General features: G+C 68.0%; 19 protein-coding genes and 1 pseudogene. 8 read left to right on the top strand and 12 right to left on the bottom strand.

The window, feature by feature from the left end:
- Positions 1 to 26: 26 nt before the first annotated feature.
- Both SOM26_RS04540 and SOM26_RS04535 read left to right on the top strand, forming a co-directional pair.
- Positions 27 to 2,345 (top strand): S8 family serine peptidase, encoded by a 2,319-nt coding sequence (locus SOM26_RS04540; protein WP_320451548.1) that lies wholly within the window; start codon positions 27 to 29, stop codon positions 2,343 to 2,345.
- A gap of 49 nt (positions 2,346 to 2,394) precedes the next feature.
- Positions 2,395 to 3,396, top strand: coding sequence for an LLM class flavin-dependent oxidoreductase (locus tag SOM26_RS04535; RefSeq protein ID WP_320451547.1), 1,002 nt, complete (start codon positions 2,395 to 2,397; stop codon positions 3,394 to 3,396).
- Between the two features lie 286 nt (positions 3,397 to 3,682).
- Here the strand turns inward: SOM26_RS04535 and SOM26_RS04530 are convergent, their stop codons facing one another.
- The 3 genes from SOM26_RS04530 to SOM26_RS04520 form a co-directional block, all read right to left on the bottom strand.
- Positions 3,683 to 4,993 carry a sensor histidine kinase gene (locus SOM26_RS04530; RefSeq protein ID WP_414712021.1) on the bottom strand — a complete coding sequence of 437 codons (1,311 nt, stop codon included), beginning with the start codon at positions 4,991 to 4,993 and terminating at the stop codon, positions 3,683 to 3,685.
- 70 nt (positions 4,994 to 5,063) lie between these two features.
- Positions 5,064 to 5,753, bottom strand: coding sequence for a response regulator transcription factor (locus SOM26_RS04525; RefSeq protein WP_320451545.1), 690 nt, complete (start codon positions 5,751 to 5,753; stop codon positions 5,064 to 5,066).
- Between the two features lie 46 nt (positions 5,754 to 5,799).
- Positions 5,800 to 6,117, bottom strand: a complete 318-nt coding sequence (locus SOM26_RS04520; protein ID WP_414712010.1) for a hypothetical protein — start codon at positions 6,115 to 6,117, stop codon at positions 5,800 to 5,802.
- Positions 6,118 to 6,229: 112 nt separating this feature from the next.
- On the opposite strand from SOM26_RS04520, the gene SOM26_RS04515 reads away from it, so the two are divergent.
- The gene (locus SOM26_RS04515; protein ID WP_320451543.1) at positions 6,230 to 8,014 is read left to right on the top strand and encodes an ABC-F family ATP-binding cassette domain-containing protein; all 1,785 of its coding nucleotides are present in this window, start codon (positions 6,230 to 6,232) and stop codon (positions 8,012 to 8,014) included.
- A 15-nt stretch (positions 8,015 to 8,029) separates the two neighbouring features.
- Here the strand turns inward: SOM26_RS04515 and SOM26_RS04510 are convergent, their stop codons facing one another.
- From SOM26_RS04510 to SOM26_RS04495, 5 genes and pseudogenes are all read right to left on the bottom strand, one after another.
- On the bottom strand, positions 8,030 to 9,352 hold the full coding sequence (locus tag SOM26_RS04510) for a TadE/TadG family type IV pilus assembly protein (protein ID WP_320451542.1): 1,323 nt from the start codon (positions 9,350 to 9,352) through the stop codon (positions 8,030 to 8,032).
- A gap of 5 nt (positions 9,353 to 9,357) precedes the next feature.
- Positions 9,358 to 9,918 (bottom strand): TadE/TadG family type IV pilus assembly protein, encoded by a 561-nt coding sequence (locus tag SOM26_RS04505; protein WP_320451541.1) that lies wholly within the window; start codon positions 9,916 to 9,918, stop codon positions 9,358 to 9,360.
- Positions 9,918 to 10,499 carry a TadE/TadG family type IV pilus assembly protein gene (locus SOM26_RS04500; protein ID WP_320451540.1) on the bottom strand — a complete coding sequence of 194 codons (582 nt, stop codon included), beginning with the start codon at positions 10,497 to 10,499 and terminating at the stop codon, positions 9,918 to 9,920. The genes SOM26_RS04505 and SOM26_RS04500 overlap by 1 nt, the downstream gene beginning before the upstream one ends.
- 116 nt (positions 10,500 to 10,615) lie before the next feature.
- The gene (locus tag SOM26_RS17615) at positions 10,616 to 10,687 is read right to left on the bottom strand and encodes a hypothetical protein (protein WP_414712020.1); all 72 of its coding nucleotides are present in this window, start codon (positions 10,685 to 10,687) and stop codon (positions 10,616 to 10,618) included.
- 1 nt (position 10,688) lies between these two features.
- Positions 10,689 to 11,303: pseudogene (locus tag SOM26_RS04495) on the bottom strand (dienelactone hydrolase family protein); the annotation flags it as partial.
- 175 nt (positions 11,304 to 11,478) lie between these two features.
- On the opposite strand from SOM26_RS04495, the gene SOM26_RS04490 reads away from it, so the two are divergent.
- The 3 genes from SOM26_RS04490 (at position 11,479) to SOM26_RS04480 (ending at position 14,433) form a co-directional block, all read left to right on the top strand.
- Complete coding sequence (locus SOM26_RS04490; RefSeq protein ID WP_320451538.1) at positions 11,479 to 12,087, top strand: DUF2238 domain-containing protein; 609 nt, start codon at positions 11,479 to 11,481, stop codon at positions 12,085 to 12,087.
- A gap of 302 nt (positions 12,088 to 12,389) precedes the next feature.
- Complete coding sequence (locus tag SOM26_RS04485) at positions 12,390 to 13,169, top strand: SDR family oxidoreductase (protein WP_320451537.1); 780 nt, start codon at positions 12,390 to 12,392, stop codon at positions 13,167 to 13,169.
- A 40-nt stretch (positions 13,170 to 13,209) separates the two neighbouring features.
- The gene (locus SOM26_RS04480; protein ID WP_320451536.1) at positions 13,210 to 14,433 is read left to right on the top strand and encodes a threonine synthase; all 1,224 of its coding nucleotides are present in this window, start codon (positions 13,210 to 13,212) and stop codon (positions 14,431 to 14,433) included.
- A gap of 42 nt (positions 14,434 to 14,475) precedes the next feature.
- Here the strand turns inward: SOM26_RS04480 and SOM26_RS04475 are convergent, their stop codons facing one another.
- The 4 genes from SOM26_RS04475 to SOM26_RS04460 form a co-directional block, all read right to left on the bottom strand.
- A complete protein-coding gene (locus SOM26_RS04475) occupies positions 14,476 to 15,726 on the bottom strand; it encodes an arsenic transporter (RefSeq protein WP_320451853.1) in 1,251 nt (416 codons plus the stop codon).
- A complete protein-coding gene (locus SOM26_RS04470) occupies positions 15,723 to 16,835 on the bottom strand; it encodes a metallophosphoesterase family protein (protein ID WP_320451535.1) in 1,113 nt (370 codons plus the stop codon). Before SOM26_RS04470 ends, SOM26_RS04475 begins: the two co-directional genes overlap by 4 nt.
- Positions 16,832 to 18,121 carry an MFS transporter gene (locus SOM26_RS04465; RefSeq protein ID WP_320451534.1) on the bottom strand — a complete coding sequence of 430 codons (1,290 nt, stop codon included), beginning with the start codon at positions 18,119 to 18,121 and terminating at the stop codon, positions 16,832 to 16,834. The genes SOM26_RS04470 and SOM26_RS04465 overlap by 4 nt, the downstream gene beginning before the upstream one ends.
- A 222-nt stretch (positions 18,122 to 18,343) precedes the next feature.
- Positions 18,344 to 19,615 (bottom strand): MFS transporter, encoded by a 1,272-nt coding sequence (locus SOM26_RS04460; protein ID WP_320451533.1) that lies wholly within the window; start codon positions 19,613 to 19,615, stop codon positions 18,344 to 18,346.
- A gap of 243 nt (positions 19,616 to 19,858) precedes the next feature.
- Between SOM26_RS04460 and SOM26_RS04455 the strand changes: the two genes are divergently transcribed.
- Both SOM26_RS04455 and SOM26_RS04450 read left to right on the top strand, forming a co-directional pair.
- On the top strand, positions 19,859 to 22,255 hold the full coding sequence (locus SOM26_RS04455) for a PAS domain-containing hybrid sensor histidine kinase/response regulator (protein ID WP_320451532.1): 2,397 nt from the start codon (positions 19,859 to 19,861) through the stop codon (positions 22,253 to 22,255).
- A 51-nt stretch (positions 22,256 to 22,306) separates the two neighbouring features.
- Entirely contained in the window at positions 22,307 to 22,648 is a 342-nt protein-coding gene (locus tag SOM26_RS04450; protein WP_320451531.1) for a VOC family protein, read from the top strand.
- The last annotated feature ends 21 nt before the right edge of the window (positions 22,649 to 22,669 follow it).

Below are 22,669 nucleotides of genomic sequence, written 5' to 3'. Positions count from 1 at the left end.
CGGGGCAAATGGGGCAGGACTATCGGATGCGCGGTGCGCAGAAGGCGGAGCGTATCGCTCGCCTGGGAATTGCGTTGGGCTGCGCGGGTGCGACGTTGACCGCATGCGGCGGTGGCAGCGGGGCGGTTCAATCTCCCTCCAGCCAGCCGGTGACGACCACGACGCCCATTTCCACGACGATCACGACGCCGACACCCACACCCTCACCGACTCCCACGGCAACGCCCAGGCAGAATTACGATACCGCCGGTTACCGCGCGACGCAGGGCGCGGTGGCGATGAATGCGCTCGCCGCCTATCAGCGCGGCGCGACGGGGGCGGGCGTCACGCTGGGCGTCATCGACTCCGGGCTCGATACGCGGACCGGCCTGTTCGACGGCCGTATCTCGTCGGCGTCGGCCGATGTGGCGGGCGGCTCGCGCGGCACGGCGGACGAGGGAGGCCATGGCACGGCGGTGGCCTTCACGGCGGTCGGCGGTCGCGGCGGCAACAAGGCGCAGGGCGTCGCCTTCGATGCCACGCTGGTGGTCCTGCGCGCCGACCAGCCGGGCAGTTGCGCCAGCGGCACGACCAGCGCAGGGGTGGGCAACTGCGCCTTTTCGTCGGACGCGATCGCCCGCGGGCTCGACACCGCACGGCTGGCGGGCGCGCGGGTCGTCAACATCTCGCTGGGGTCCAACGACACGCCGCCCGCCGCGCTGCTGAGCGCGATCAACCGGGCGACGGCGGCGGGCATGGTCCTGGTCTTCTCGGCGGGCAATAACGGCGAGTCCAACCCGACGCTGATGGCGCAGATCGCCAATGACAACACGGTATCGCGCGGGCAGGTGATCGTCGCCGGATCGGTCGGGACCACGGGCACCATCTCGACCTTCAGCAACCGTGCCGGGCAGACCGCCGCGCATTACCTGACCGCGCTGGGCGAGCAGGTGGAGGCCCCCGACGCCAGCGGCAAACGCTACCTTTGGTCGGGCACGTCCTTTGCCGCACCGCAGATCAGCGGCGCGGCCGCCCTGCTGGCCCAGGCCTTTCCGAACCTGACCGGCGCGCAGATCGTCGACCTGCTGCTGAAGACCGCGCGCGACAGCGGGGCCAGCGGCACCGACGACGTCTATGGCCGTGGCACGCTGGACCTGACCGCCGCGTTCCAGCCGGTCGGCGCGTTGAACGTGGCGGGCAGCGTCGCGGGGACGACCGCCGCCGTCGCCATGGGCATCAATGCGCGCCTGTCCCCCGCCATGGGCGACGCGCGCACCGGCACGCTCAGCCTGGTCGCGCTCGACGGCTATGCCCGCGCCTATCGGGTCGACGTGTCCGGCACGATCGCACAGGCCAGCCCGCGCGCGATGCTGTCACCCGCCTTGCTCGGCCGGGTCGAGGGCGCGGTGGTCGGCGATGGCCGCCGCTCGATCGCCCTGACCAGCGCCATGCAAATGCCGGGCGAGGCGCGACTGCGCTCGACCGTACCGGGCGATGCCGCCGCACCGACGCGCCGGATCGTCGCGGGCAGCGTGACCCAGGTGCTCGATCCCGCCACCGCCATCGGCGTCGGCTTTTCCAGCAGCGGAGACGCGCTGGTCGCCGGGTGGACCGGACAGGCCGGCGCGCCGTTCCTGTTGAACGATCCGGGGTTCGGTGCGGACCGCGCGCCCACCGCCTCGGTCGCGATGCGGCACATGCTGGGCGGCATCGGCCTGAACGTCATGGCCGAGAGCGGCCGCTTCGCCTCGTCGGTGCCCGGCACCGCACCGCCACGCTACGACCAGAGCGCGGTAACCCTCGACCGGCGCCTGGGCGCAGTCGCCCTGTCGCTGGGCATGACCCGGCTGGACGAGCGGGCGACCGTGCTCGGCGGCTGGTTCGGCGGCGCGCTGGGCCAGGCGCGCGGGGTCAGCTGGTTCGCCGACACCGCCACCCGGTGGAGCGATGCGAGCGGCTGGGCGCTGGGTGCGCGTTGGCGCCAGGGCTGGACCCGCGCCAGCGGCGGGCTGGGCGGTGGCCTGTTGCAAAGCCGGTCCTGGTCGGTCGAGGCGGGCAAGGCCGGGCTGTTCGGCGGCGACCGGTTCGACCTGCGCCTGTCGCAGCCGCTGCGCGTGAACAGCGGCGGGCTCGACCTGCTGCTGCCCGCACATTGGGACTATGCGACCGCCGCGGTCGATGGCTGGACGACCCAGCGCATGAGCCTGGCCCCCACCGGCCGGGAATTGCTGGTCGAGGCGCGGCACGGCGTGATGGTCGGTCGCGGCGAACTGTCGACTCATCTCTTCTGGCGGCGTGATCCCGGCCATATCGCGGCGCTTCCGCCCGAACGCGGCATGGCGGTGAAGTATGGCTTGACCTTCTGATACCCGGTCTTGGCTGGCGGGGGCGCTGCGGCGTCCCCATCTGTCTCATATGACACGTTATTCCCTGCTCGATCTGGTGCCCGTCATTGAGGGCGGCACCGTGGCCCAGGCGCTGGCCAATGCCGCCGACTTGGCCGTTCATGCCGAGGCGGTCGGCTTTCACCGTTATTGGACCGCCGAGCATCACGGCATGGCGGGCATCGCGTCGGCGGCGACCGCCGTGGTGCTGGGCCATGTCGCGCAGGCGACGAAGACCATCCGCGTCGGGGCGGGCGGCATCATGCTGCCCAACCATGCGCCGCTGACCATCGCCGAGCAGTTCGGGACACTCGACGCGCTGTTCCCCGGCCGCATCGACCTGGGGCTGGGCCGCGCGCCGGGATCGGACCAGCGCGTCGCGCGCGCACTGCGCCGGACACTGGACAGCGATCCCAACGCCTTCCCCCGCGACGTGATGGAGCTGCAAAGCTATTTCGCCGATGACGGCCAGACCGGCATCGTCGCGACACCCGGTGCGGGCGCGAAGCCGCAAATGTGGATCCTGGGATCCAGCCTCTACGGCGCGCAGCTCGCCGCCGCACTGGGCCTGCCCTATGCCTTCGCCTCGCACTTCGCGCCCGACGCGCTGGACGATGCGCTGGCCGTCTATCGCCGCGACTTCCGGCCATCGGCGGTGCTCGACAAGCCCTATGCAATGGCGGGCTTCAACGTTTTCGCCGCCGACACCGACGAAGAGGCCGAGTTCCTGGCGAGCTCGCAGCAACAGGCCTTCGTCGCACTGCGCACCGGCCGCCCCGGCAAGCTGCCCCCGCCCGTCCCCGGCTATCGCGAGAGCCTGGGCGCGCAGGGTTCGGCGATCCTCGACCACGTCCTGTCCTGCTCGGCGATCGGTGCGCCTGCCACCGTGGAACGCCAACTCGCCGCCTTCATCGAGCGGACCAAGGTGGACGAGGTGATGGTGGTCAGCTCGATCTTCGACCACGACGCGCGCAAACGCTCGATCGGGATCGCGGCGCGGGCGATGGATGCGCTGGAGACGGTGGCGGCCTGATCTTGGTTCGCGCGGAGGCGCGGAGGACGCGGAGGGGTCTGGCTTGTTGGATCGGCGGTCCGCTTCCCCGTTATTCCTCCCCTGTAAGGGGAGGTGGCAGCGCGGAGCGCTGACGGAGGGGTGTCCCGCTCTCGATAGGGACGACACCCCTCCACCATCCTTCGGATGGTCCCCCTCCCCTTGCAGGGGAGGAATAGTTACGGTTGACGGCTATGCCCACCGAAGATGGGCAAATCCCTACATCACCGCGCGTCCGCCCCCCTCCGCGCCTCCGCGCGAACCGCAATCACCCCACCGCCGCCGGAAGCCTGAGCCGCACCAGCAGGCCACCCAGGTCCTCGCTCTCCTCCAGCGAGACGGTGCCGCCGTAAATCTCCGCCACGTCGCGGACGATGGCGAGGCCAAGACCCGTGCCCGGCTTGCCCGTATCCAGCCGGACGCCCCGGTCGAATATGCGGACGCGTTCATTCTCGGGGATGCCGGTGCCGTCATCCTCGACCAGGATTTCGACAAAGCCCGCCTGCGCGCCGACCGTCACGAAGACGCTGCCGCCGCCATATTTGGCCGCATTCTCGACCAGGTTGCCGAGCATCTCGTCCAGATCCTGTCGCTCGACATGGACGACCAGATCCTTGGGGCCGTCGATATCGATGCGGACATGGCGATAGAGGCGGCCGACGGCACGCTCGACCGATTGCAGGCTGGGCCAGACCTCCGCGCGGCTATGCGCCGAGCCACGCCGCCCGACCGCACGGGCACGCGCCAGGTGATGGTCGACCTGGCGGCGCATCGTGCGCGCCTCGCGGATCACGGTCTCGGCCAGATCCTCGGACTGCGCGGTGGCGGCGTTCATGATGACGGTCAGCGGCGTCTTGAGCGCATGGGCGAGATTTCCCGCGTGACGGCGCGCTTCCTCGGCCTGCTTCTCGTTATGCTCGATCAGCGCGTTCAGCTCTTCGACCATCGGCGCGACCTCGTTGGGCATCGCGTCGGACACCCGGTCCGCCTTGCCCGCACGCATCGCCGCGATCTCATCACGCACGCGGCGCAAGGGGTAGAGGCCGTAGAAGGTCTGCATCGCCGCCATCAGGAGCAGGCCGACGCCCAGCAGCGCGAAGCTGCGGATCAGGATGCGGCGCAGCGCGCTGACCTGCGCATCGAGTTCCGTTGTTCGCTGGGCCACCTGAAAGCGCCAGCGGACATTCGATCCGGGCAGCTTTACGTCACGCTCGACGATGCGCAGCTTTTCGTCCGCGAACTGGGTACTGGTATAGACGTGGATGTCGTCGTCGCTCCGTACCGGGCCGTAAGCAAGTCGCCGATCCCATAACGACCGTGACGGAAAGGGGTCATAGCCCTTGCCGGAAACCTGCCAGTAGATGCCCGAGCCAGGCTCCAGAAACCCCTGATCGGCGGGCTCCCGATTGAACCAAACCTCGCCGTTCGAATCGATCCCGGCGGACACCAGCAGCGACTTCAGCACATAGGCCTGGCGATCGTCGAAATTCTGCGTGACGGCGGACACCAGCACTCGGTCGAGCGCAAAGCCGCCGCCCGCCAGCAGGACCATGATCCACCCCGCGGCGATCAGGATCATGCGGCGCGACAGCGAGCCCGTGCGCAGGGTCGGGCGCATGATGGGTCCGTCCTTCACCGGGAATGGCCGATCAGGCCGCCCCGCCGGTCGGTGCACCCGCCGCCGGGTCGTCCAGGCTGTAGCCCAGGCCGCGAATGGTGGTGATGACGTCTTGGCCCAGCTTCTTGCGGATACGCGTCACGAACACCTCGATCGTGTTCGAATCGCGGTCGAAATCCTGGTCGTAGATATGTTCGATCAGCTCGGTGCGGCTGACCACCTTGCCCTTGTGATGGAGCAGATAGGACAGCAGTTTATATTCCTGCGCGGTCAGCTTCACCGGTTCGCCAGCCCGTGTGACCTTGCCCGAACGGGTGTCGAGGCGCACGTCGCCCGCCGTCAGCTCGGACGAGGCGTTGCCGCTGGCGCGCCGGATCAGCGCGCGAAGCCGGGCGATCAGTTCCTCGGTCTGGAACGGCTTGGCGACGTAATCGTCGGCGCCCGCGTCCAGCCCGGCGACCTTGTCCGACCAGCTGTCGCGCGCGGTCAGGACCAGGACGGGCGTCGTCTTGCCCTCTTTCCGCCAACGATCGAGCACCGTCAGCCCGTCGACCTCGGGCAGGCCCAGGTCGAGGACGATCGCGTCATAGCTTTCGGTCGAACCCAGGAAATGCCCTTCCTCGCCATCGGTGGCGAGGTCGATGGCGTAGCCTGCGCCCTCCAGCGTATTCTTCAACTGCTGGCCGAGATTGGGCTCGTCCTCGACGATCAGAACGCGCATCGCAAAACTCCCTGTAAATTCATTGGGGTGCCGGACGACACGGCCATCAGCCGTCGGTCCGACCGATGACCTTGCCCGTGCGGCCGTCCACTTCCACCCAGATGACCGTGCCATTGCGCAGGAATTTGAGCGTGTAAACCGCCGCACCCGCATCATAGTCGAAGCCGATATACTGCGAGTCGCGCATGGTGGGCACCACCCGCGCCTCGATCTCGCGCAGCGACAGGTTGCCTTCCTTGCGCTGCTGATAGGCGCGGATCTGGTCGCCGCGACGCTGATCGCCACCCACGTCCAGGGGCGGTTGGATCATCGGCGGCGAGCCCATCGGTGCGGCGAGCAGAGCCAGAAGGACGGTCATCGGCATGAAACTGGCATAGCGGGCAACCGTTGAACAGCCTCTGAATGGATCATACAGCGGCGCGACAGCGCATGGGGCGCTTGCCGGGTTCCCGATCCGCCCCTAACTGCCACTTATCATGGCAGCACCCGTTCTTTCCTACGAAGACCTGGGCCTTGTTCAAGGCTCGGGCTGGCTCTTCCGGCATCTCGATATCCATGTCGGTCCGCGCGACCGGCTGGCGCTGATCGGGCGCAACGGCGCGGGCAAGTCGACCCTCCTCAAGCTGATGGCCGGAATCATCGATTCCGACGAGGGACGGCGCGTGATCGTGCCGGGCACCCATGTCGTCTATCTGGAACAGGACCCCGACCTGACGGCGTGCAAGACGCTGGCCGATTATGTCCTGGCAGGCGACGATGCGCCCGAAGCCTATGAGGCGGATGCCATCGCCGGACAGCTGGGCATCGACCTGACCCGCGACGCCGCGACCGCCAGCGGCGGTGAGCGTCGCCGCGCCGCGATCGTGCGCGCGCTGGCGATGAACCCGGACGTGCTGCTGCTCGACGAGCCGACCAACCATCTCGACCTCGCCGCGATCGAATGGCTGGAGGACTGGCTGAAGCGTTTCACCGGCGCGTTCGTCGTCATCAGCCACGACCGGACCTTCCTGACCCGGCTGACCAAGTCGACGCTGTGGCTCGATCGCGGACAGATGCGCCGCAACGAGGTCGGCTTCGGCGGGTTCGATGCGTGGACCGAACAGGTCTATGCCGAGGAACAGCGCGCCGCCGAAAAACTGGACGCCAAGCTCAAGATCGAGGAGCACTGGCTCCACCGCGGCGTGACCGCGCGGCGCAAGCGCAACCAGGGCCGCCTGGAAAAGCTGGTCCAGATGCGCGCCAGCCGCGCCGCGATGATCGGGCCGCAGGGCGCGGCCAAGCTCGGCATCACGTCGGACGACGTGAAGACCAAGGAGGTCATCAAGGCCGAGCATGTCACCAAGCGTTACGGCGACCGCACGATCATCAAGGACCTGACCCTGAAGGTCACGCGCGGCGACCGGATCGGCATCGTGGGTTCGAACGGCGCGGGCAAAACGACGCTGCTGCGCCTGTTGACCGGCGAGATCCAGCCCGACGAGGGCAGCGTGTTCCTGGCCAAGACGCTGGACGGCATCATCATCGACCAGCAGCGCAAGTTGATGGCGCCGGAAAAGCGGGTTCGCGAGGTCGTGGCCGATGGCGGCGACTGGATCGACGTGCGCGGCGTGCGCAAGCACATCCACGGCTATCTGAAGGAATTCCTGTTCGACCCCTCGCTGGCCGAGGCCAAGATCGGGACGCTGTCGGGCGGTGAACGCTCGCGCCTGCTGCTCGCCCGCGAGTTCGCGCGGGAATCGAACCTGCTGGTGCTCGACGAGCCGACCAACGACCTGGACCTGGAGACGCTCGACCTGTTGCAGGAGGTGATCGGCGATTACGAGGGGACCGTCCTGATCGTCAGCCACGATCGCGACTTTCTCGACCGCACGGTCACGGTGACGCTTGGGCTCGACGGGTCGGGCAACGTCGATGTGGTGGCGGGCGGCTATGCCGACTGGGTCGCCAAGCGCAAGGCCGCGCCCGAGGCGAAGAAGGCCGCCGCCAAGGCCACGCCCTCCCCCGCCGCGCCTGCCCAGGCGAAGACCAAACTCAGCTACAAGGACCAGCGCGATTACGAACTGCTGCCCAAGCGGATCGAGGAGCTGGAAGCCGGTATCGCGCGCGACGAGGCCAAGCTGGCCGACCCCGATCTCTATGCCAAGGACCCCGCCCAGTTCGACCGGCTGATGAAGGCGATCGAAAAGGCGCGGGCGGACAAGGACGAGGCCGAGATGCGCTGGCTGGAACTGGCCGAACAGGTCGAGGCACTCGCGGGATAATCCCGGCTGCGCGCGTCACCGGGTGATGCGCGCGGTCGCCACGGCGGTCTGGAACAGGGCACCCATCGCCGCCGCGATATCCTGATCGGTCGACACCTTGGTATAGAGGCCGGGCGACGCACAGGCCTGGAGCGCGGGCTCGATCTTGTAGAGATAGGGCGCGACGTTCTTCTCGGACCAGGGATCACCGGTCAGCGCGTCGGACAGATATTCGGTATAGAGCACCGCGATCCGAATGCCGCGCGCCTTGATCATGTCGCATTTGGCGGTTTCGAGCGGAATCTCGGGCACCCCGCTGGCGCGATATTCGTCGCGCATCCCGTCGGTGACGATGAACATGACCCCCTGCGCCGCGGCGGTGCCGATGCCGGTGCCGGGCGCGGTGATCAACTGGCTGTTGATCTGGTCCATCGCGTCGCTGGTGCCGGTATCGGTATCCCGGAAACCGACTTCGGTCGATTGGCATGCCGATGTCGGGCATCCGTTTTTGTAGAATAACGAAGGCTTCAAATCCTTCGACTTGCTCGCCGCGTCCGCCATGTGGGGCGTCTTGCCCTGCAGAATGGCAAAGCCGCCTTTCCCCCGGAAGGTCGCGATCGCGATCTGGTATTGCGCACCGTTCTTGCTGGACGTGCTGGTCGCCGTGTCCGCCAGCTTCGAAAGCGCGGCCCCCTCCTCGTCGATGCGCAGGTTCAGGCCATAGGACTTGGCGACGCCGTAAAGATCGGTGACGTTGCCGTTCGCATCCCGGCCGGTCAGGTCATTGGTCGAATGACAGGCGAACTGGCATTTCTGCGAATTGCTCGCCGCCACCTTGGCCAGCCCGGCGCTGGTCGTGGGCAAGGCCATCGAACTCGACACGTCGAGCAGCATGTAGAAATCGATGTCGGGCGCGGTCGCGTTGGTCGTCTGGGACTGGCCCGAGATGGCGAGCGTGTTCACCCCCAGGATGGCGGCGAAGACGTTGTTCGACGTGCCCGTGTAAGTGACCACGGCATTGCGCCGCCCCATATTGTCGGTCGGCGCGGTGATTGCGACGTTCGTGATGGCGATCTCGCCCGCATTGACGAGGCTGGTGGCCTGAGCGTTGAAGACACGCAGGGCATAGGCCACCGCCGCGTCGTCGCTCATTCCCAATGCGGTCTTGCTGACGGCGGACAACGCCGCGGAATCGGCGATCGCATTCAGCTTCGTCCGCGCCTTCATCGCGCGGGCGTAATCGATCCCCATGCCGATCGAGAAGACCAGCACCGGCAGGGCCAAAGCGAACATCATCATCACCGCGCCCCGGCGATGCCGAAGCACGCCGGACACGGCGCGAAGGAAGGACAGGTTCATGAGGGTCAGCAATCCGAACAGGCGATCTGGTCCGTATTGCGCGGGACCATCCATATGATGTCGTCGAGTCTGATGGAGCCGAACGTGCCGAAGGTCGCGGCCGGGCGATAGTCATAGCTGACCTGCGCGACCAGAAAGCTGCTGCCCGGGGCGCTCATCGCGGGGTTGACCCGCACCCGTATACCACGCGGATACGGATAGGTGTTCTGCCCACGGCTCCAGATGATGAAGGTCCGGCCCTGGCTGTCGGTCGTGATCTCGGTCAATCTGATCTGCGCCGTGGCGGGCGCATAAGGCTGCATCACCTGCGCGGCGGCGAGCAGATTGGCCTGGATTTCAGCGGCCGTGGTCGTGCCGGTCGTGTTCTGCGCGACCAGGTCGGCGGCGGCGCGGGTGGTGATCGTCACCTTGCGCTTGCAGGACATGGCATCCTGCAACTGCACCCCGCCCAGATACAGGAGCAGCATGACCGGCAGCACCAGCGCGAATTCCACCATCGCCACGCCGCGTCGGTCGCGCAATATCGCAAGCCCGGCCCGGGCGCGCATCTTCGCGATCACGCGCATCAGCTATAGGCTTCCGACTTGGAGACCGATGTCGCCATCAGCACCGACTGGCCGCTGCTCGCCCCCGACAGGTCGGCGGACGGCGCGATCCGCATCGGCCAGAGATAGATGAAGCGGATCATCACCAGCGACCCCTGCGCCCCCAGGTCGTAGGAAAAGGCATTGGTCGGCTTCCCATTTTGGTCAAAGGTCAGCGCCAGGCCGTCGCCGCCCGGCACCGTGCCGGACCCCGCGCTCCGCACATCGACATAGAGCCGCGCGCACGACATGAAGCCGGGCAGCCCCTTGCACGCCGCCTGGCGGAACCGCTCGGCCAGCTGGGCGGGGGTCATGCCCTGGCCGCTCGACTGGATATCGGCGAACTGCGCCTGGCCCGTCACCACGCTGCGCGCCGATATCTCGACCGCGCTTTCCAGCGCTTCCTGCGCGAAATAGGCCAGGCTCGTCTGGAGGATCGCCAGGATCAGCGCGATAAAGGGTGTCGCGACCAGCGCGAACTCGACGATCGTCGCCCCTCGCCGATCCGACAGGATCGAACGCGTCGTGCCCGGACGGCGGCGCGATGATAAGCGAGTCAGCATAAGGCGGGAAGCATCTCTGTTTCCGCCCATAATGGTCACAAGTCGTTAAACTTCGGCAAAGAAATACGCCGCCGCAACGGAAAGCGACCGATCCGGCCGCCCCCCGTCAGTCGCCGTCAGTCAGCGCAGCGCGCGTGCGTACAGCGCCAGCGTCCAGCCCATCGCCTGCAGGAACAACGCCGGGTCATAGCGCGGCCCTTCATCGCGCAGAAAGGCATGCTGTCCCGCGACCTCATGCCATTCATAGGACGCGCCCACCTCTTCCAGCCGCGCCCGGATCACCTCGCGCCCGGCATAGGGGACGTGCGGGTCCTGCCGTCCCCAGACGAACATCGTCTCGGCCTTCAGCGCGTCCATCCGCGCCAGGCTGTCGTCATGGCGTCCCTCGCCCAGCGAGCCCGAATGGATGTCGGTCGCATAGAAGCACGCCGCCGCCCCCACGCGCGGGTCGAGGGCCGCACGATACGCCAGATGCCCGCCCAGGCACACGCCGAAGGTCCCCAGCCGTCCGTTGCACGCCGGGTGCGCGGCCAGCGCGGTCAGGGCCGCCCTCGCATCGGCATCATAGGCGGACACGGGCTTGGTGAATTTCAGGTCGTTGCCCCGGTCTGTGCCGGGCTTGTCATAGGCGAGCACCGTGCCGGCGGGCTCATATTCATGATAGACCTCGGGCACCGCGACGACATAGCCCTGCCCCGCCAGCATCGCCGCCAGCCGCCGGATGGGGGCCGTCACCTGATAGATTTCGGAGAACAGGAGGATGCCGGGGAAGCGCCCGTCGACCGCGGGGCGGAACAGGTGCATCCGCATCGCGCCGCTGCCGGGCACCTCGACATCCTGAAATTCGTCGCTGCGTATGATCATGGCGGGCCTGTCCTGATGGGATGGCCGCCCTTCGCATCCCGGGCGGGCCGGGGCAACCGGGATGCGCTTGCCCTGCTCTCGCCCGCCGCTATCGTCGCGGCATGACGGTGGGCCGATGACAGGGAGCGGGATGCGACTGGCGCTGCTGAGCGCGGTCTGGGTGGTGGGGCTGATCACCTCCGGGACGCAGCCGTTCGACCGGGCGACCTGGTGGATGGAGGTCGCACCGGTGCTGGTGGCGCTGCCGCTGCTCTGGGGCTTGCGACACCGCTTTCCGCTGACCGGGCTGGCGCTGGCGTTGATCGGGATTCACGGCCTGATCCTGATGCTCGGCGGCGCGTACAGCTATGCGCGGGTGCCCGCCGGGGACTGGGTGCGGGACTGGCTGCATCTGGCGCGCAATCCCTATGACCGGCTGGGCCATTTCGCGCAGGGCTTCGTGCCCGCCATCGTCTTTCGCGAAGCGCTGATCCGGCGGGGCGGTCTGGCGCGCGGCGCGCTGCTGACCGTCCTGGTGATCGCCTGCTGCCTGGCGGTCAGCGCCGCCTATGAACTGGTCGAATTCGGTGCGGCGATGGCGCTGGGCCAGGGCGCGGACGAGTTTCTGGGGACGCAAGGCGATCCCTGGGACACGCAATGGGACATGCTGATGTGCCTGATCGGTGCGGTGACGGCGGTGGTGACGCTGTCGCGGGTGCATGACCGGCAGATTGCGGGGCGGTAATTTGTTCGCGCGGAGGCGCGGAGACGCGGAGGTGTCTGGACCTGCCGCACCGTACTCCATCCTCTCGATCGGAAGACAAAGCCGGTCTTTTGTGGATGAAAGCAGCCTGCGGCCAGGCGGGACACCTCTGCGTCTCCGCGCCTCCGCGCGAACAAAAAAGAGATGAAGGGGAGGCCGATCGGTGGTAAAAGTCCCCCACCCAACCCCGGGAGCGTTCGAAATGATCCAGCGTCACCGCTGACGCGGCACAGACGTTTATCGGCGGCACGATCCGCCCCCTGCCCCATCATTTCGAGAGATTTATGCAACGCTTGCACAACAAGACGTGCGTCGTCACCGGCGCCGCGCGTGGGATCGGCTACGCCATCGCCCGCCGCTTTCACGACGAAGGCGCGACCGTCATCCTGACCGATCGCGATACCGACTCCGGCCGGGCCGCCGCCGACGCGCTCGGTTGTCGCTTCGAGCGGCTGGACGTTGCCGAAGAGGCCGACTGGACCCGGTTGGCCCAGGCCCTTCCCACCGCCGACGTCGTCGTCAACAATGCCGGGATCACCGGGTTCGAGGACGGTTTCGTGCCCCACGACCCGGAACATGCCAGCCTTGCGGACTGGCGCGCGGTGCACCGGGTCAATCTGGACGGCACGTTCCTCGGCTGTCGCTATGCCATCGGCGCGATGAAGGCGGCGGGTGCGGGGTCGATCATCAATATCTCGTCGCGCTCGGGGTTGGTCGGCATTCCCGGAGCCGCAGCCTATGCCTCGTCCAAGGCGGCGATCCGCAACCATAGCAAGACGGTCGCGCTCTATTGCGCACAGGCAGGGTGGAGGATCCGCTGCAACTCGATCCACCCCGCCGCGATCCTGACCCCGATCTGGGGACCGATGCTGGGCGACGGGCCCGACCGCGCGGCGAAGATGGCCGCGCTGGTCGCCGACACGCCGCTGAAACGCTTCGGCGAGCCGGACGAGGTGGCGGCGATCGCCGTCATGCTGGCCTCGGACGAGGCGACCTATATCACCGGTTCGGAATTCACCATCGACGGCGGCCTGCTCGCCGGATCGGCGGCGACACCGGGCTAAGCCTATGGCGCCGGGCGGTTTCGGCCGATAGGCTGACCCCATGAATCGCAACCTCACCGAAGACCGCCCGACCTTCGTCACCCATCTGGAATGCTCGCTGACCGGCGAGCGTTACGAGGCGGACCGGCTCCACGGCCTGTCGCGCGCCGGGCGACCGCTGCTGGTGCGCTACGACCTGGAGGCGCTCGGCCGGGCGGTGTCGCGCGACGCGATCGCCGCGCGCGAAACCGATCTGTGGCGCTGGCGCGAACTGCTGCCCGTGCGGCGGACCGACAGCATCGTGTCGCTGGGCGAGATCGAGACGCCGCTGATCCCGATTCCGCGTTCGGGCGGAGGATCGGTGCTGGTCAAGGACGAGGGGCGGCTGCCCACGGGCTCGTTCAAGGCGCGCGGGCTGGTGATGGCGGTGGCGATGGCGCGCGAACTTGGCGTGACGCGGATCGCCATGCCGACCAACGGCAATGCGGGCGCGGCGCTGGCCGCCTATGCCGCGCGCTGCGGGATCGAGACGGTAATCCTCTGCCCGGAGGAAACGCCGGAAGTGAATGTCCGCGAGATCGCCGCGCAGGGTGCCCGCGTCTGGCGGGTCAACGGCCAGATCGACGAATGCGGCGCGATCGTCGGGCGCGGCGCGACGGAGGGGCGCTGGTTCGACTTCTCCACGCTGAAGGAGCCGTACCGGATCGAGGGCAAGAAGACGATGGGGCTGGAACTGGCCGCGCAACTTGGCTGGGAACTGCCCGATGCGATCTTCTATCCAACCGGCGGCGGCACCGGCCTGATCGGCATGTGGAAGGCGTTCGACGAGATGGAGCGGCTGGGCTGGATCGGATCGAAGCGGCCGCGCATGTATGCGGTGCAGGCGAGCGGCTGCGCGCCCATCGTCCGCGCCTATGAGGCGGGCGAGGAGCATGCCGAACGCTGGGAGGATGCAGCGACCGTGGCGGCGGGGATTCGGGTTCCGAAGGCCGTCGGCGACTTCCTGATCCTGCGTGCGGTGCGCGAGTCCGGCGGCGCGGCGCTGGCGGTCGGTGACCCTGCGATCCTGAAGGCGGTGGAGGACTGCGCGAAGAAGGACGGCCTGTTGCTCTGCCCCGAGGGCGGCGCGACGCTGGCGGCGTACAAGCAGGCGGTGCGCGACAATCTGGTCGACGAGGATGAGCGCGTCGTGCTGTTCAACTGCGCCACCGGGCTGAAATACCCGATGCCGGAGGCGGGGCAGTGGCTGGACAAGGACGGGCCGATCGACCTGGGGGCGCTGTAAGCCCTTGGCCTTCGACTTCGCTCCAACCTCTTCCACAGGCCCCTACCCGATCAACAACCGCATCCCCAGCGCCGCCAGCAACGCCAGCGGCATCGCCACCGCACCGACCTTCAGGAAGGCGAGGAAGCTCACATCCTCGCCCTCGCGACGGATCGCCTGAAGCCACAGGATCGTCGCCAGCGATCCCGTCACCGACAGGTTTGGCCCCAGGTCGACACCGATCAGCAGCGCGTCGGTGACGATCTGCGGCGGATGCGCCTGGGCGATGGCGCTGCTGGCAACGAGGCCGGCGGGCAGGTTGTTCATCGCATTGCTGACGAACGCCAGCGTCGTGCCCGACACCGCCGCAGCGCGTGTCGGATCGGTCAGCATGTCGCGAAGCCCCCGCGCCACCCAGGCGATCACGCCGGTCCGGTCGAGCGCCTCGACCAGCACGAACAGCCCGGCGACCAGCGGCAGCACGCCCCAGGATACCGACTTCGCCAGCGTCACCGGCGAACGCCCGGCCAGCAGCGACACGATCACCGCCGTCGCGATCCCGGCGATCGCGGTGGGCAGGCCCAGTTCGGCATCCAGCGCCGACACGATAAGCAGCAGCAACGCGGTCAGCACTATCCCCGCAATCGCCAGCTTGCCGCCGGTCGACAGCGGATCGCGCGCCACGTCGCACTCGCACGTCCCCGCGATCCGTGCCCGCTGGATGAAACGCAGTACCGCGAAGGTTACCACAATCGACGCGATCGAGGGCAGCGCAAAGGCCTTCATCCACGCGCCCAGCGGCGGCATGTGCCCGCCGTACAGAACGAGATTGGCCGGGTTGGAGATGGGCAGCACGAAGCTGGCGGCATTGGCGATCAGCGCACAGGCAAAGAGCAGGGGTAGCGGATCGGCCTTGGCCTTCTTGGCTGCGACGAACACGGCCGGGGTCAGCACCACGGCGGTCGCATCGTTGGACATGAAGGTCGTGACCACCACGCCGGTCGCATAGACGAGCGCGAACAGCCTGGCGCGCGACCGGCCCGCCATGTTGACGGCGGTGGCCGCGATCCAGTCGAATGCGCCATGCTCGCGCGCCGTTTCGCTGAGCAGCATCATGCCGATCAGGAAGAGATAGACGTCGGTGCCCTTGGCCACCGCCTGCCCGGCCTCGTGCCAAGGCATCAGCCCCAGCACGATCAGCAGGACCGCGCCCGCCACCGCCCAGATCCATTCGGGCCAGCGCATCGGCCGCGCGATCACGCCCGCGGTGGACAGCCCCGCAATCGCCCAGGTGGCCCCATAGGCAAAGGTCACCATCCGCATCCATTCTTGTTCGGGCCGAGCTGGGCCCCGTCGATCCCGGCGATAGGCCAGGCGCCGATCGCGTGGCAATCCTCGCCCGGTGCCACGGGCAGGCGGCGCTTCGGGATGGAATGGGCATCGCGGACCAGACAGTCGATCCGGTCATGGCCCGTGCCGCAGTGGACCTCGACGGCGTTCAGCCCTTCCGCCAGGGTCACGCTCGCGCGCCACAGGCCGTCCTCGCCGCGCACCATCGGCAGGTCGATCCCGCCGACCCGCGCGACGGGATGCGCATCGTCGGTCGCGGCGAACACCCGCGCCACCAGCTCGACCGCGCCGGGCCTGGGCACCTGATGCGGATCGGTCGGCCGCGTGATCAGGCGGATGTCGCCCGGCGATACGATCTGGACATGCGGCCAGGGCGCATCCAGCCGCCGGAAGCGCCAACTGACCACCCGGTCCTGAACACAGACGATGGCGAAGCCCGGCGCCCCGCCATCCTCCTCGATCTGCGCGGTGGAGCGGGTTGCGCCGTACAGGACGCGGCCGTCGTTCAGCAGTTCGTTATAATGGGTGTGGCCGGTATCCACGAAGGTGACCTCGCCGTCGATGAACTGGCGCGCGATCCGGTCGCCATCGGCCGCCAGATCGCCGGGATAGGCATGCATGAAGATCAAGGGCACTTCGCCCGATGCCTTCGCCCGCGCCAGTTCCTCGGCCAACCGGTTGCGGTGGTGCATGGTCAGCCGGAAGTCGGGCCCGCCCGCCCCGGCCGAGACGATGTCGAGGAACAGGCAGCGATGGCCTGCGATCACCTCGGTCTCGGGCCGGTTCGCCTCGGGGATCGCGGCGTCATAGGCGGACAGGTCGCCCGGCTCGAAATCATGGTCGCCGGGGATGATCCGCCATGGCAGCGACAGCGGTGCCAGCGCGTCGATCATCCGGGCATATTGCGCGGGCGTGCCGTGATTGGCGTTGTCGCCGGGCACGAAGACGAAGTCCGCATCGCCCATCCGCGCATTCACCTGCGCGACGATGGTGTTCAGTCGGTCGAGCCCCTGCCAGTCGTCCGCTTCGTCCAGATGCAGGTCGCCGATATGGATCCAGGCGATACCGCTCATGCCTGTGCCTCCTCGGGCTTGGCTCCACCGGAACAGGCGGGGCGCAGAATGCCCGCAAAGCCGATCCACAGCCCCAGGCTCGCCACGGCAAAGCCGCCGAGGATGTAGAAGGCCGTCTGATAGCCCAGCTCCTGCGCCAGCCAGCCGCCGATCGCGGGCGACAGCGATGCGCCGACACCCTGGATGGTCATGACCGCACCCTGGCCGACATTGACCCGGCCGGTGCCGCTGAGCAGGCAGGCGACGAGGCCGGGCACCGCGACACTCTGCAACCCCGCGCCGATGCCGTCGAGCGCCTGGACCGGCCAGACGCCCCAATGCTCGATGAAGCTGCCCGCCAGGAACCCGCGCAGGGGCAAGGCGGCGAACGAGATCAGCAGGACCAGCCAATAGCCCCGCCCGGCGGCGACCTTCATCGCGACCAGGCTGGCGACGATCATCACCGCCTGCGCCACCATCACGGTCGTCGCGGTGAACATCGCCGCATCGCCCTTGCCCGCGCCGACGACGGCCATGCCGTACAGCGGCAGCATCGCGCCGTTGCCCAGATGGAAACACGCCAGCGCCGCCGCCAGGATCAGCATCGGCTTGTTGGACAGCAGTGCCTTGAAGCCTTCCGCCTGGCCGCCGTCCTGGTCATCCTCGCCTTCCTTACCCTCCAGGCCGCGTGCGGCGCGGTGGTCGATCGCCCGCTCGGGGATCGACAGGACCGAGATGATCGCCAGCACGCCGAACGCGGCGGCAAGAAAGAAGATGGCGGGCATGCCGAACTTCCAGCCCATGAATCCCGAGAGTCCCGCGCCGACCATGTTGCCCGCATGGTTCCAGGCCTGGTTGCGCCCGTTCTGCGCGTTGAAACCCTTCTGCCGGACGACGCCCAGCGTCATGCCGGTCACGGCGGGACCGATCGCCGCGCCCGCAATGGCGGTCGCCACCTGGCTGACCCCGACGACGATGCCCGTCTGCGACCAGAGGATCAGGAAGGACGCCAGCACCGTGCAGATGCCGGTGATGACGACGACCCAGCGCTTCTTGTCGGTATGGTCGATGAACGCGCCCGCCGGCACGGTCATCACCATGCCCGCCACGCCGCCCAGCGTCATGACGGTGCCGATCGGCCCCGTCTGCCACCCGCGTTGTTGCAGGAACACGCCCAGGAACGGGCCGATGCCCGCCTGCATGTCCGCCATGAAGAAGTTGAGCGATTGTAACCAGCGCGTCGCGCGGCGGCGATCGCCATCCGACGGCTGGGACGTCCGTGTATCGGGCAGGGCTGCCGTGGCCATGATAGTCTCCGCACTGTGCGGGGCCCCAACCCGGAAACACTTTGAAATATCCGGTTTTTATATAATTTATGTTGGGGCAATTCGCCAAACCTTGGCCAAGACATTGTTATTATAGCCAGAATGCTTGAATTGCGCCCATTCGACACCCAGCGATCCTGTCAGAAACTTCATCCGGCGACGATGGAACCTTTTTCCGTCACCACGGCGAGGAGGCGGCTTCCCTCACGCCGGTCGCGGCAATCGCCGTTCGACCAGCAGGACGCCGATCGCGGCCAGGGCCAGGCAGGCGGCCAGGAAAAGCATCGGCGCGGTGTCGCTGCCCGTGCCGTCGCGGATCGCGGGCACGATCGCCTGGGCGATGAAGCCGCCCAGATTGCCGACCGAGTTGATCGCGGCGAACCCCGCCGCCGCCCGCGCCCCCGACAGGAAGCGCGGCGGCAAGGTCCAGAAGGCGGGCTGCCCCGAAAAGATCGCCGCCGCGCCCAGGCTGAGGCAGGCGAAGCGCAGCGGCACCGGCTCGACCACGACGCTCAGGATCAACAACACCGCCCCCGCCAGCGCGGGGCCCGCCGCATGCCACACCGGGTTGCGATACCGTGCGGCATGGCGCGGCACCGCCCACAGGGCGATGGCGACCAAGGTCCAGGGAATGATCCCCAGCAGCCCGTTGACGGTGTTGGAGACGCCGAACCCACGAATGATCGTCGGCAGCCAATAGCTGAGCCCGTACGCCGCCAGCGGAAAGCCGATATAGACCAGGCAGAGCAACAGGACGCGGGGGTCGCGCAGTACCGACAGGATGCCGCCATGTGCGCCCTCGCCCTCCGCGTCGCCCGCCGCCAGCTCGCGCGCCAGCCAGTCCTTCTGCTCCGCGCTCAGCCACGCGGCACCGGCGGGCGCGCGCGGCAGCGCGAACAGCACGACCGGTGCCAGCGCGATGGCGGGCACGCCCGTCGCCAGGAACACCCATTGCCACCCCGCCAGCCCCAGCGTTCCGTCCTGGTCGAGCAGCAGCCCGCCGACCGCGCCGCCCACTGCATTGGCGACCGCGCTGGCCAGCATGAACAATCCCACCGCCCGTGCGCGGTAGCGGACCGGGAACCACAGGGTCAGGACATAGAGAACGCCCGGAAAGAACCCCGCCTCCGCCGCGCCCAGCAGGAAGCGTAAGGCGTAGAACACGGTCGCGTTGGGCGTGAACGCCAGCGCCACCGTGACCGCACCCCAACTGGCAATGATCCGCGCGAACCAGCGATGCGCGCCGACCCGGTGGAGCAGGACGTTGCTCGGCACCTCGAACAGGAAATAGCCGATGAAGAACAGCGACGCGCCCAGCCCGAACGCCGCCTCGCTCAGGCCCAGCGCGTCCACCATCTGCAACTTGGCATAGGAGATGTTCTGCCGGTCGATATAGGCGACCAGATAGAGCAGGCCGAGCAGCGGCATCAGCCGCCACGTGATCCGGCGGACGGTCGCCTGTTCCAGCTCGTTCATGCTCTCTCCTCGGTCGCCGTCCTTGCGTCGTTCCTGGCGCGGCTCACCGTGCGATAGAGCGCTGCGGGGACGGCGATTGTCCACAGGCTTTGCGGCGAAAGCCATCGCTAAGCCGGACAAATTCGTTTACCATGGGTTTGTTCGTGACCCGATCGACGGCGCGCGAAGCCCGAGGATCCGACCCCCGTCATGCCAGCGACGTCTCATTTCCGCGACAATCTGTGCGGGAGTGGAGCCTGCGGAATGCTGATCGCGCAGACCGACTGGACGGCCAGCGGCCTGGACAGGATCGAGGACTGGAGCGCGTCGCTGCGCACCGCCACGCTGATCCTGCTGCGCTCGCCGGTGCCCATGGTGATGCTGTGGGGCCGGGACGGCATCATGCTGTACAACGACGCCTATTCGGTCTTTGCGGGGCAGCGGCATCCCGCCCTGCTCGGCGCGCCGGTGCGCGACGGCTGGGAAGAGGTCGCCGGGTTCAACGACCATGTCATGCGGGTCGTGCTGGCGGGCGGCACGCTGCGCTATCGCGACCAGGAACTGACGCTCCATCGCCATGGCGCACCCGAACAGGTGTGGATGAACTTGGATTACTCGCCGGTCTTCGACGACGACGGACAGCCCGGCGGCGTGATGTGCGTGCTGGCCGACACCACCGACCGCATCCGGGCCGAGGCGGCGCTGAGCGACAGCGAGGCGCAGTTCCGGCTGATGGTCGACACGGTGCCGCAGATCATCTGGATCGCCGATGGCGAGGGCCGGATGAAATTCCTGAACCGGCAATTCTCGGATTACACCGGCGCGCCGTTCCGATCGATGGCCCCGGCCGAGATTGCCGATGCGTTCATCCACCCCGACGACGCACCGCATGTCGTCGCCACGTTCCAGGCGGCGCGCGACAGCGGCGGCGTCCACCGGTGCCAGCACCGCATCCGCTCCGCCACCGGGGAATATCGCTGGTTCCTCGACCTGGCGCATCCTTACCGCGATCCGGAAACGGGGCAGATCGTCCGCTGGTTCGGATCGTCGGTGGACATTCACGACCGCAAGATGGCCGAGGACCGGCTCCACGCCCTGAATGCCACGCTGGAACAGCGGGTGGTCGAGCGGACCGCCGAGCGCAATTTCCTGGCCACGCTGGTCGAGCATACCGACGTCATGGTCATGGCGATCGACATGGATTTCAACATACTGGGAATGAACCGCGCGAATGCCGACGAGTTCGAGCGGATCTTCGGCAATCGCCCGTGCACCGGCGACAACATGCTCCGCCTGCTCGACGATCGCCCCGCGCTGCGCGATGAGGTCCGCCGTGGCTGGGAACGCGGCATGCAGGGCCACCAGGTGACCTTCGTCGACGAATTCGGCGACCCCGATCATACCCGCTGCTATTATGAAGTCCTCTTCCGCCCGCTGACCGACGAGGCAGGCGCGCAGATCGGCGTGTACCAGTTCGTCAGCGACGTGACCGAGCGCGTGCGCCGCGAAACGCAGCTGGCCGAGGCGCAGGAGGCCCTGCGCCAGGCCCAGAAGATGGAGGCGATGGGCCAGCTGACCGGCGGGGTCGCGCATGATTTCAACAACCTGCTGACCCCGATCGTCGGCACGCTCGACCTGTTGCAGCACAAGCAGCTGGGCGGCACGCGCGAACAGCGCCTGATCGCGGGCGCGGCGCAATCGGCCGAGCGCGCCCGCACGCTGGTCCAGCGGCTGCTCGCCTTCGCCCGGCGCCAGCCGTTGCAGCTGATCCCGGTCGACATCGCCTCGCTCGTCGCCGGCATGGGCAGTTTGATCGCCAGCACCACGGGGCCGCAGATCCGGATCGAGGTCGACATCGCCCCCGACCTGCCGCCCGCCGATGCCGATCCCAACCAGCTGGAAATGGCGCTGCTCAATCTGGCGGTGAATGCGCGCGATGCGATGCCGGGTGGCGGCACCTTGCGCATCGCGGTGTCGCACGAGCATGCCACCGACGCGCACACCCCGACGCTCTCGCCGGGCGACTATATCCGCCTGTCGGTCGCCGACACGGGCAGCGGCATGGACGCCGCCACGCTGGCCCGCGCGGTCGAGCCGTTCTTCTCGACTAAGGGCGTGGGCAAGGGCACCGGGCTGGGCCTGTCGATGGTCCATGGCCTTGCTTCGCAACTCGGCGGTGCGCTCGATATCGACAGCCATCCCGGACAGGGCACGCGCATCGACCTGCTCCTGCCGGTCAGCGGGTCGGCGGTCGACCCGGTCGTGACGGGCCCGTCGTGCGCCGGTCCGACACGGCGCAGCGGCCGCGCGCTGCTGGTGGATGACGAGGAACTGGTGCGTCACAGCACCGCCGACATGCTGGGCGACCTGGGCTATGCGGTGATCGAGGCGGCCTCGGCCGAGGAAGCGATGCGGATCGTCGACGATGGCGCGGCCTTCGACCTGCTGGTGACCGACCATATGATGCCCGGCCTGTCGGGGACCGAACTCGCCCGGCTGGTCACGGCCCGGCGGCCGGGCGTCTCGGTCCTGCTCGTGTCGGGCTATGCGGAGATGGACGGGGTCGAGCCGACCATGGCCCGCCTGACCAAACCGTTCCGCAAGGCCGACCTTGCCGCCTGCCTGGCGCGGTTCGCGGACACGGCGGAGGTCGCCGCCTGACCCTGCGGGGCCCCGTCCCCCGCTCCCTTTCGGTACGAAGGATATGCCCCGATGCCCCACCATGTCGTCGCCATCGTGCCCGCCTGCGACATGGAGGCCAGCACCGACTTCTACCGGTTGCTCGGGTTCGAAGTGGCGGCGGATTTCGGCGGGTATCGCATCCTGGAGGATAAGCGCGGCTGGCACCTGCATCTGAACCACATGCCCGGCTGGCCGCCCAGGGTGGAGGACTATCCCTTCGGCCTCTACCTCTATGTCGATGCCGTCGCCGAGCGCGTGCGCGACCGCATCATCGAACCCGGCGCCCCCCATGCCAAACCCTGGGGCACCTATGAATTCGCGATCAGCAATCCGACCGGGGTGCTGGTGCGGATCGGGCGAGCCATGGGGTGATGGGGCGATCGCCGCCTATGC

This window comes from Sphingomonas sp. CFBP8993, assembly GCF_034044895.1.
Taxonomy (GTDB): domain Bacteria; phylum Pseudomonadota; class Alphaproteobacteria; order Sphingomonadales; family Sphingomonadaceae; genus Sphingomonas.
The sequence above is the reverse complement of the archived record's forward strand: the minus strand, read 5'-3'. Positions and strand labels throughout refer to the sequence as shown.

Bases quoted from the DNA above. Each gene is read 5' to 3' on its own strand.
- SOM26_RS04470 (WP_320451535.1), bottom strand. From the start codon at position 16,835: ATGAGCGGTATCGCCTGGATCCATATCGGCGACCTGCATCTGGACGAA.
- SOM26_RS04535 (WP_320451547.1), top strand. From the start codon at position 2,395: ATGACACGTTATTCCCTGCTCGATCTGGTGCCCGTCATTGAGGGCGGC.
- SOM26_RS04505 (WP_320451541.1), bottom strand. From the start codon at position 9,918: ATGCGCGTGATCGCGAAGATGCGCGCCCGGGCCGGGCTTGCGATATTG.
- SOM26_RS04460 (WP_320451533.1), bottom strand. From the start codon at position 19,615: ATGAACGAGCTGGAACAGGCGACCGTCCGCCGGATCACGTGGCGGCTG.
- SOM26_RS04525 (WP_320451545.1), bottom strand. From the start codon at position 5,753: ATGCGCGTTCTGATCGTCGAGGACGAGCCCAATCTCGGCCAGCAGTTG.
- SOM26_RS04540 (WP_320451548.1), top strand. From the start codon at position 27: ATGCGCGGTGCGCAGAAGGCGGAGCGTATCGCTCGCCTGGGAATTGCG.
- SOM26_RS04520 (WP_414712010.1), bottom strand. From the start codon at position 6,117: ATGCCGATGACCGTCCTTCTGGCTCTGCTCGCCGCACCGATGGGCTCG.
- SOM26_RS04450 (WP_320451531.1), top strand. From the start codon at position 22,307: ATGCCCCACCATGTCGTCGCCATCGTGCCCGCCTGCGACATGGAGGCC.
- SOM26_RS04455 (WP_320451532.1), top strand. From the start codon at position 19,859: ATGCTGATCGCGCAGACCGACTGGACGGCCAGCGGCCTGGACAGGATC.
- SOM26_RS04485 (WP_320451537.1), top strand. From the start codon at position 12,390: ATGCAACGCTTGCACAACAAGACGTGCGTCGTCACCGGCGCCGCGCGT.
- SOM26_RS04480 (WP_320451536.1), top strand. From the start codon at position 13,210: ATGAATCGCAACCTCACCGAAGACCGCCCGACCTTCGTCACCCATCTG.
- SOM26_RS04510 (WP_320451542.1), bottom strand. From the start codon at position 9,352: ATGAACCTGTCCTTCCTTCGCGCCGTGTCCGGCGTGCTTCGGCATCGC.
- SOM26_RS04530 (WP_414712021.1), bottom strand. From the start codon at position 4,993: ATGATCCTGATCGCCGCGGGGTGGATCATGGTCCTGCTGGCGGGCGGC.
- SOM26_RS04500 (WP_320451540.1), bottom strand. From the start codon at position 10,499: ATGCTGACTCGCTTATCATCGCGCCGCCGTCCGGGCACGACGCGTTCG.
- SOM26_RS04490 (WP_320451538.1), top strand. From the start codon at position 11,479: ATGACAGGGAGCGGGATGCGACTGGCGCTGCTGAGCGCGGTCTGGGTG.
- SOM26_RS04465 (WP_320451534.1), bottom strand. From the start codon at position 18,121: ATGGCCACGGCAGCCCTGCCCGATACACGGACGTCCCAGCCGTCGGAT.
- SOM26_RS04515 (WP_320451543.1), top strand. From the start codon at position 6,230: ATGGCAGCACCCGTTCTTTCCTACGAAGACCTGGGCCTTGTTCAAGGC.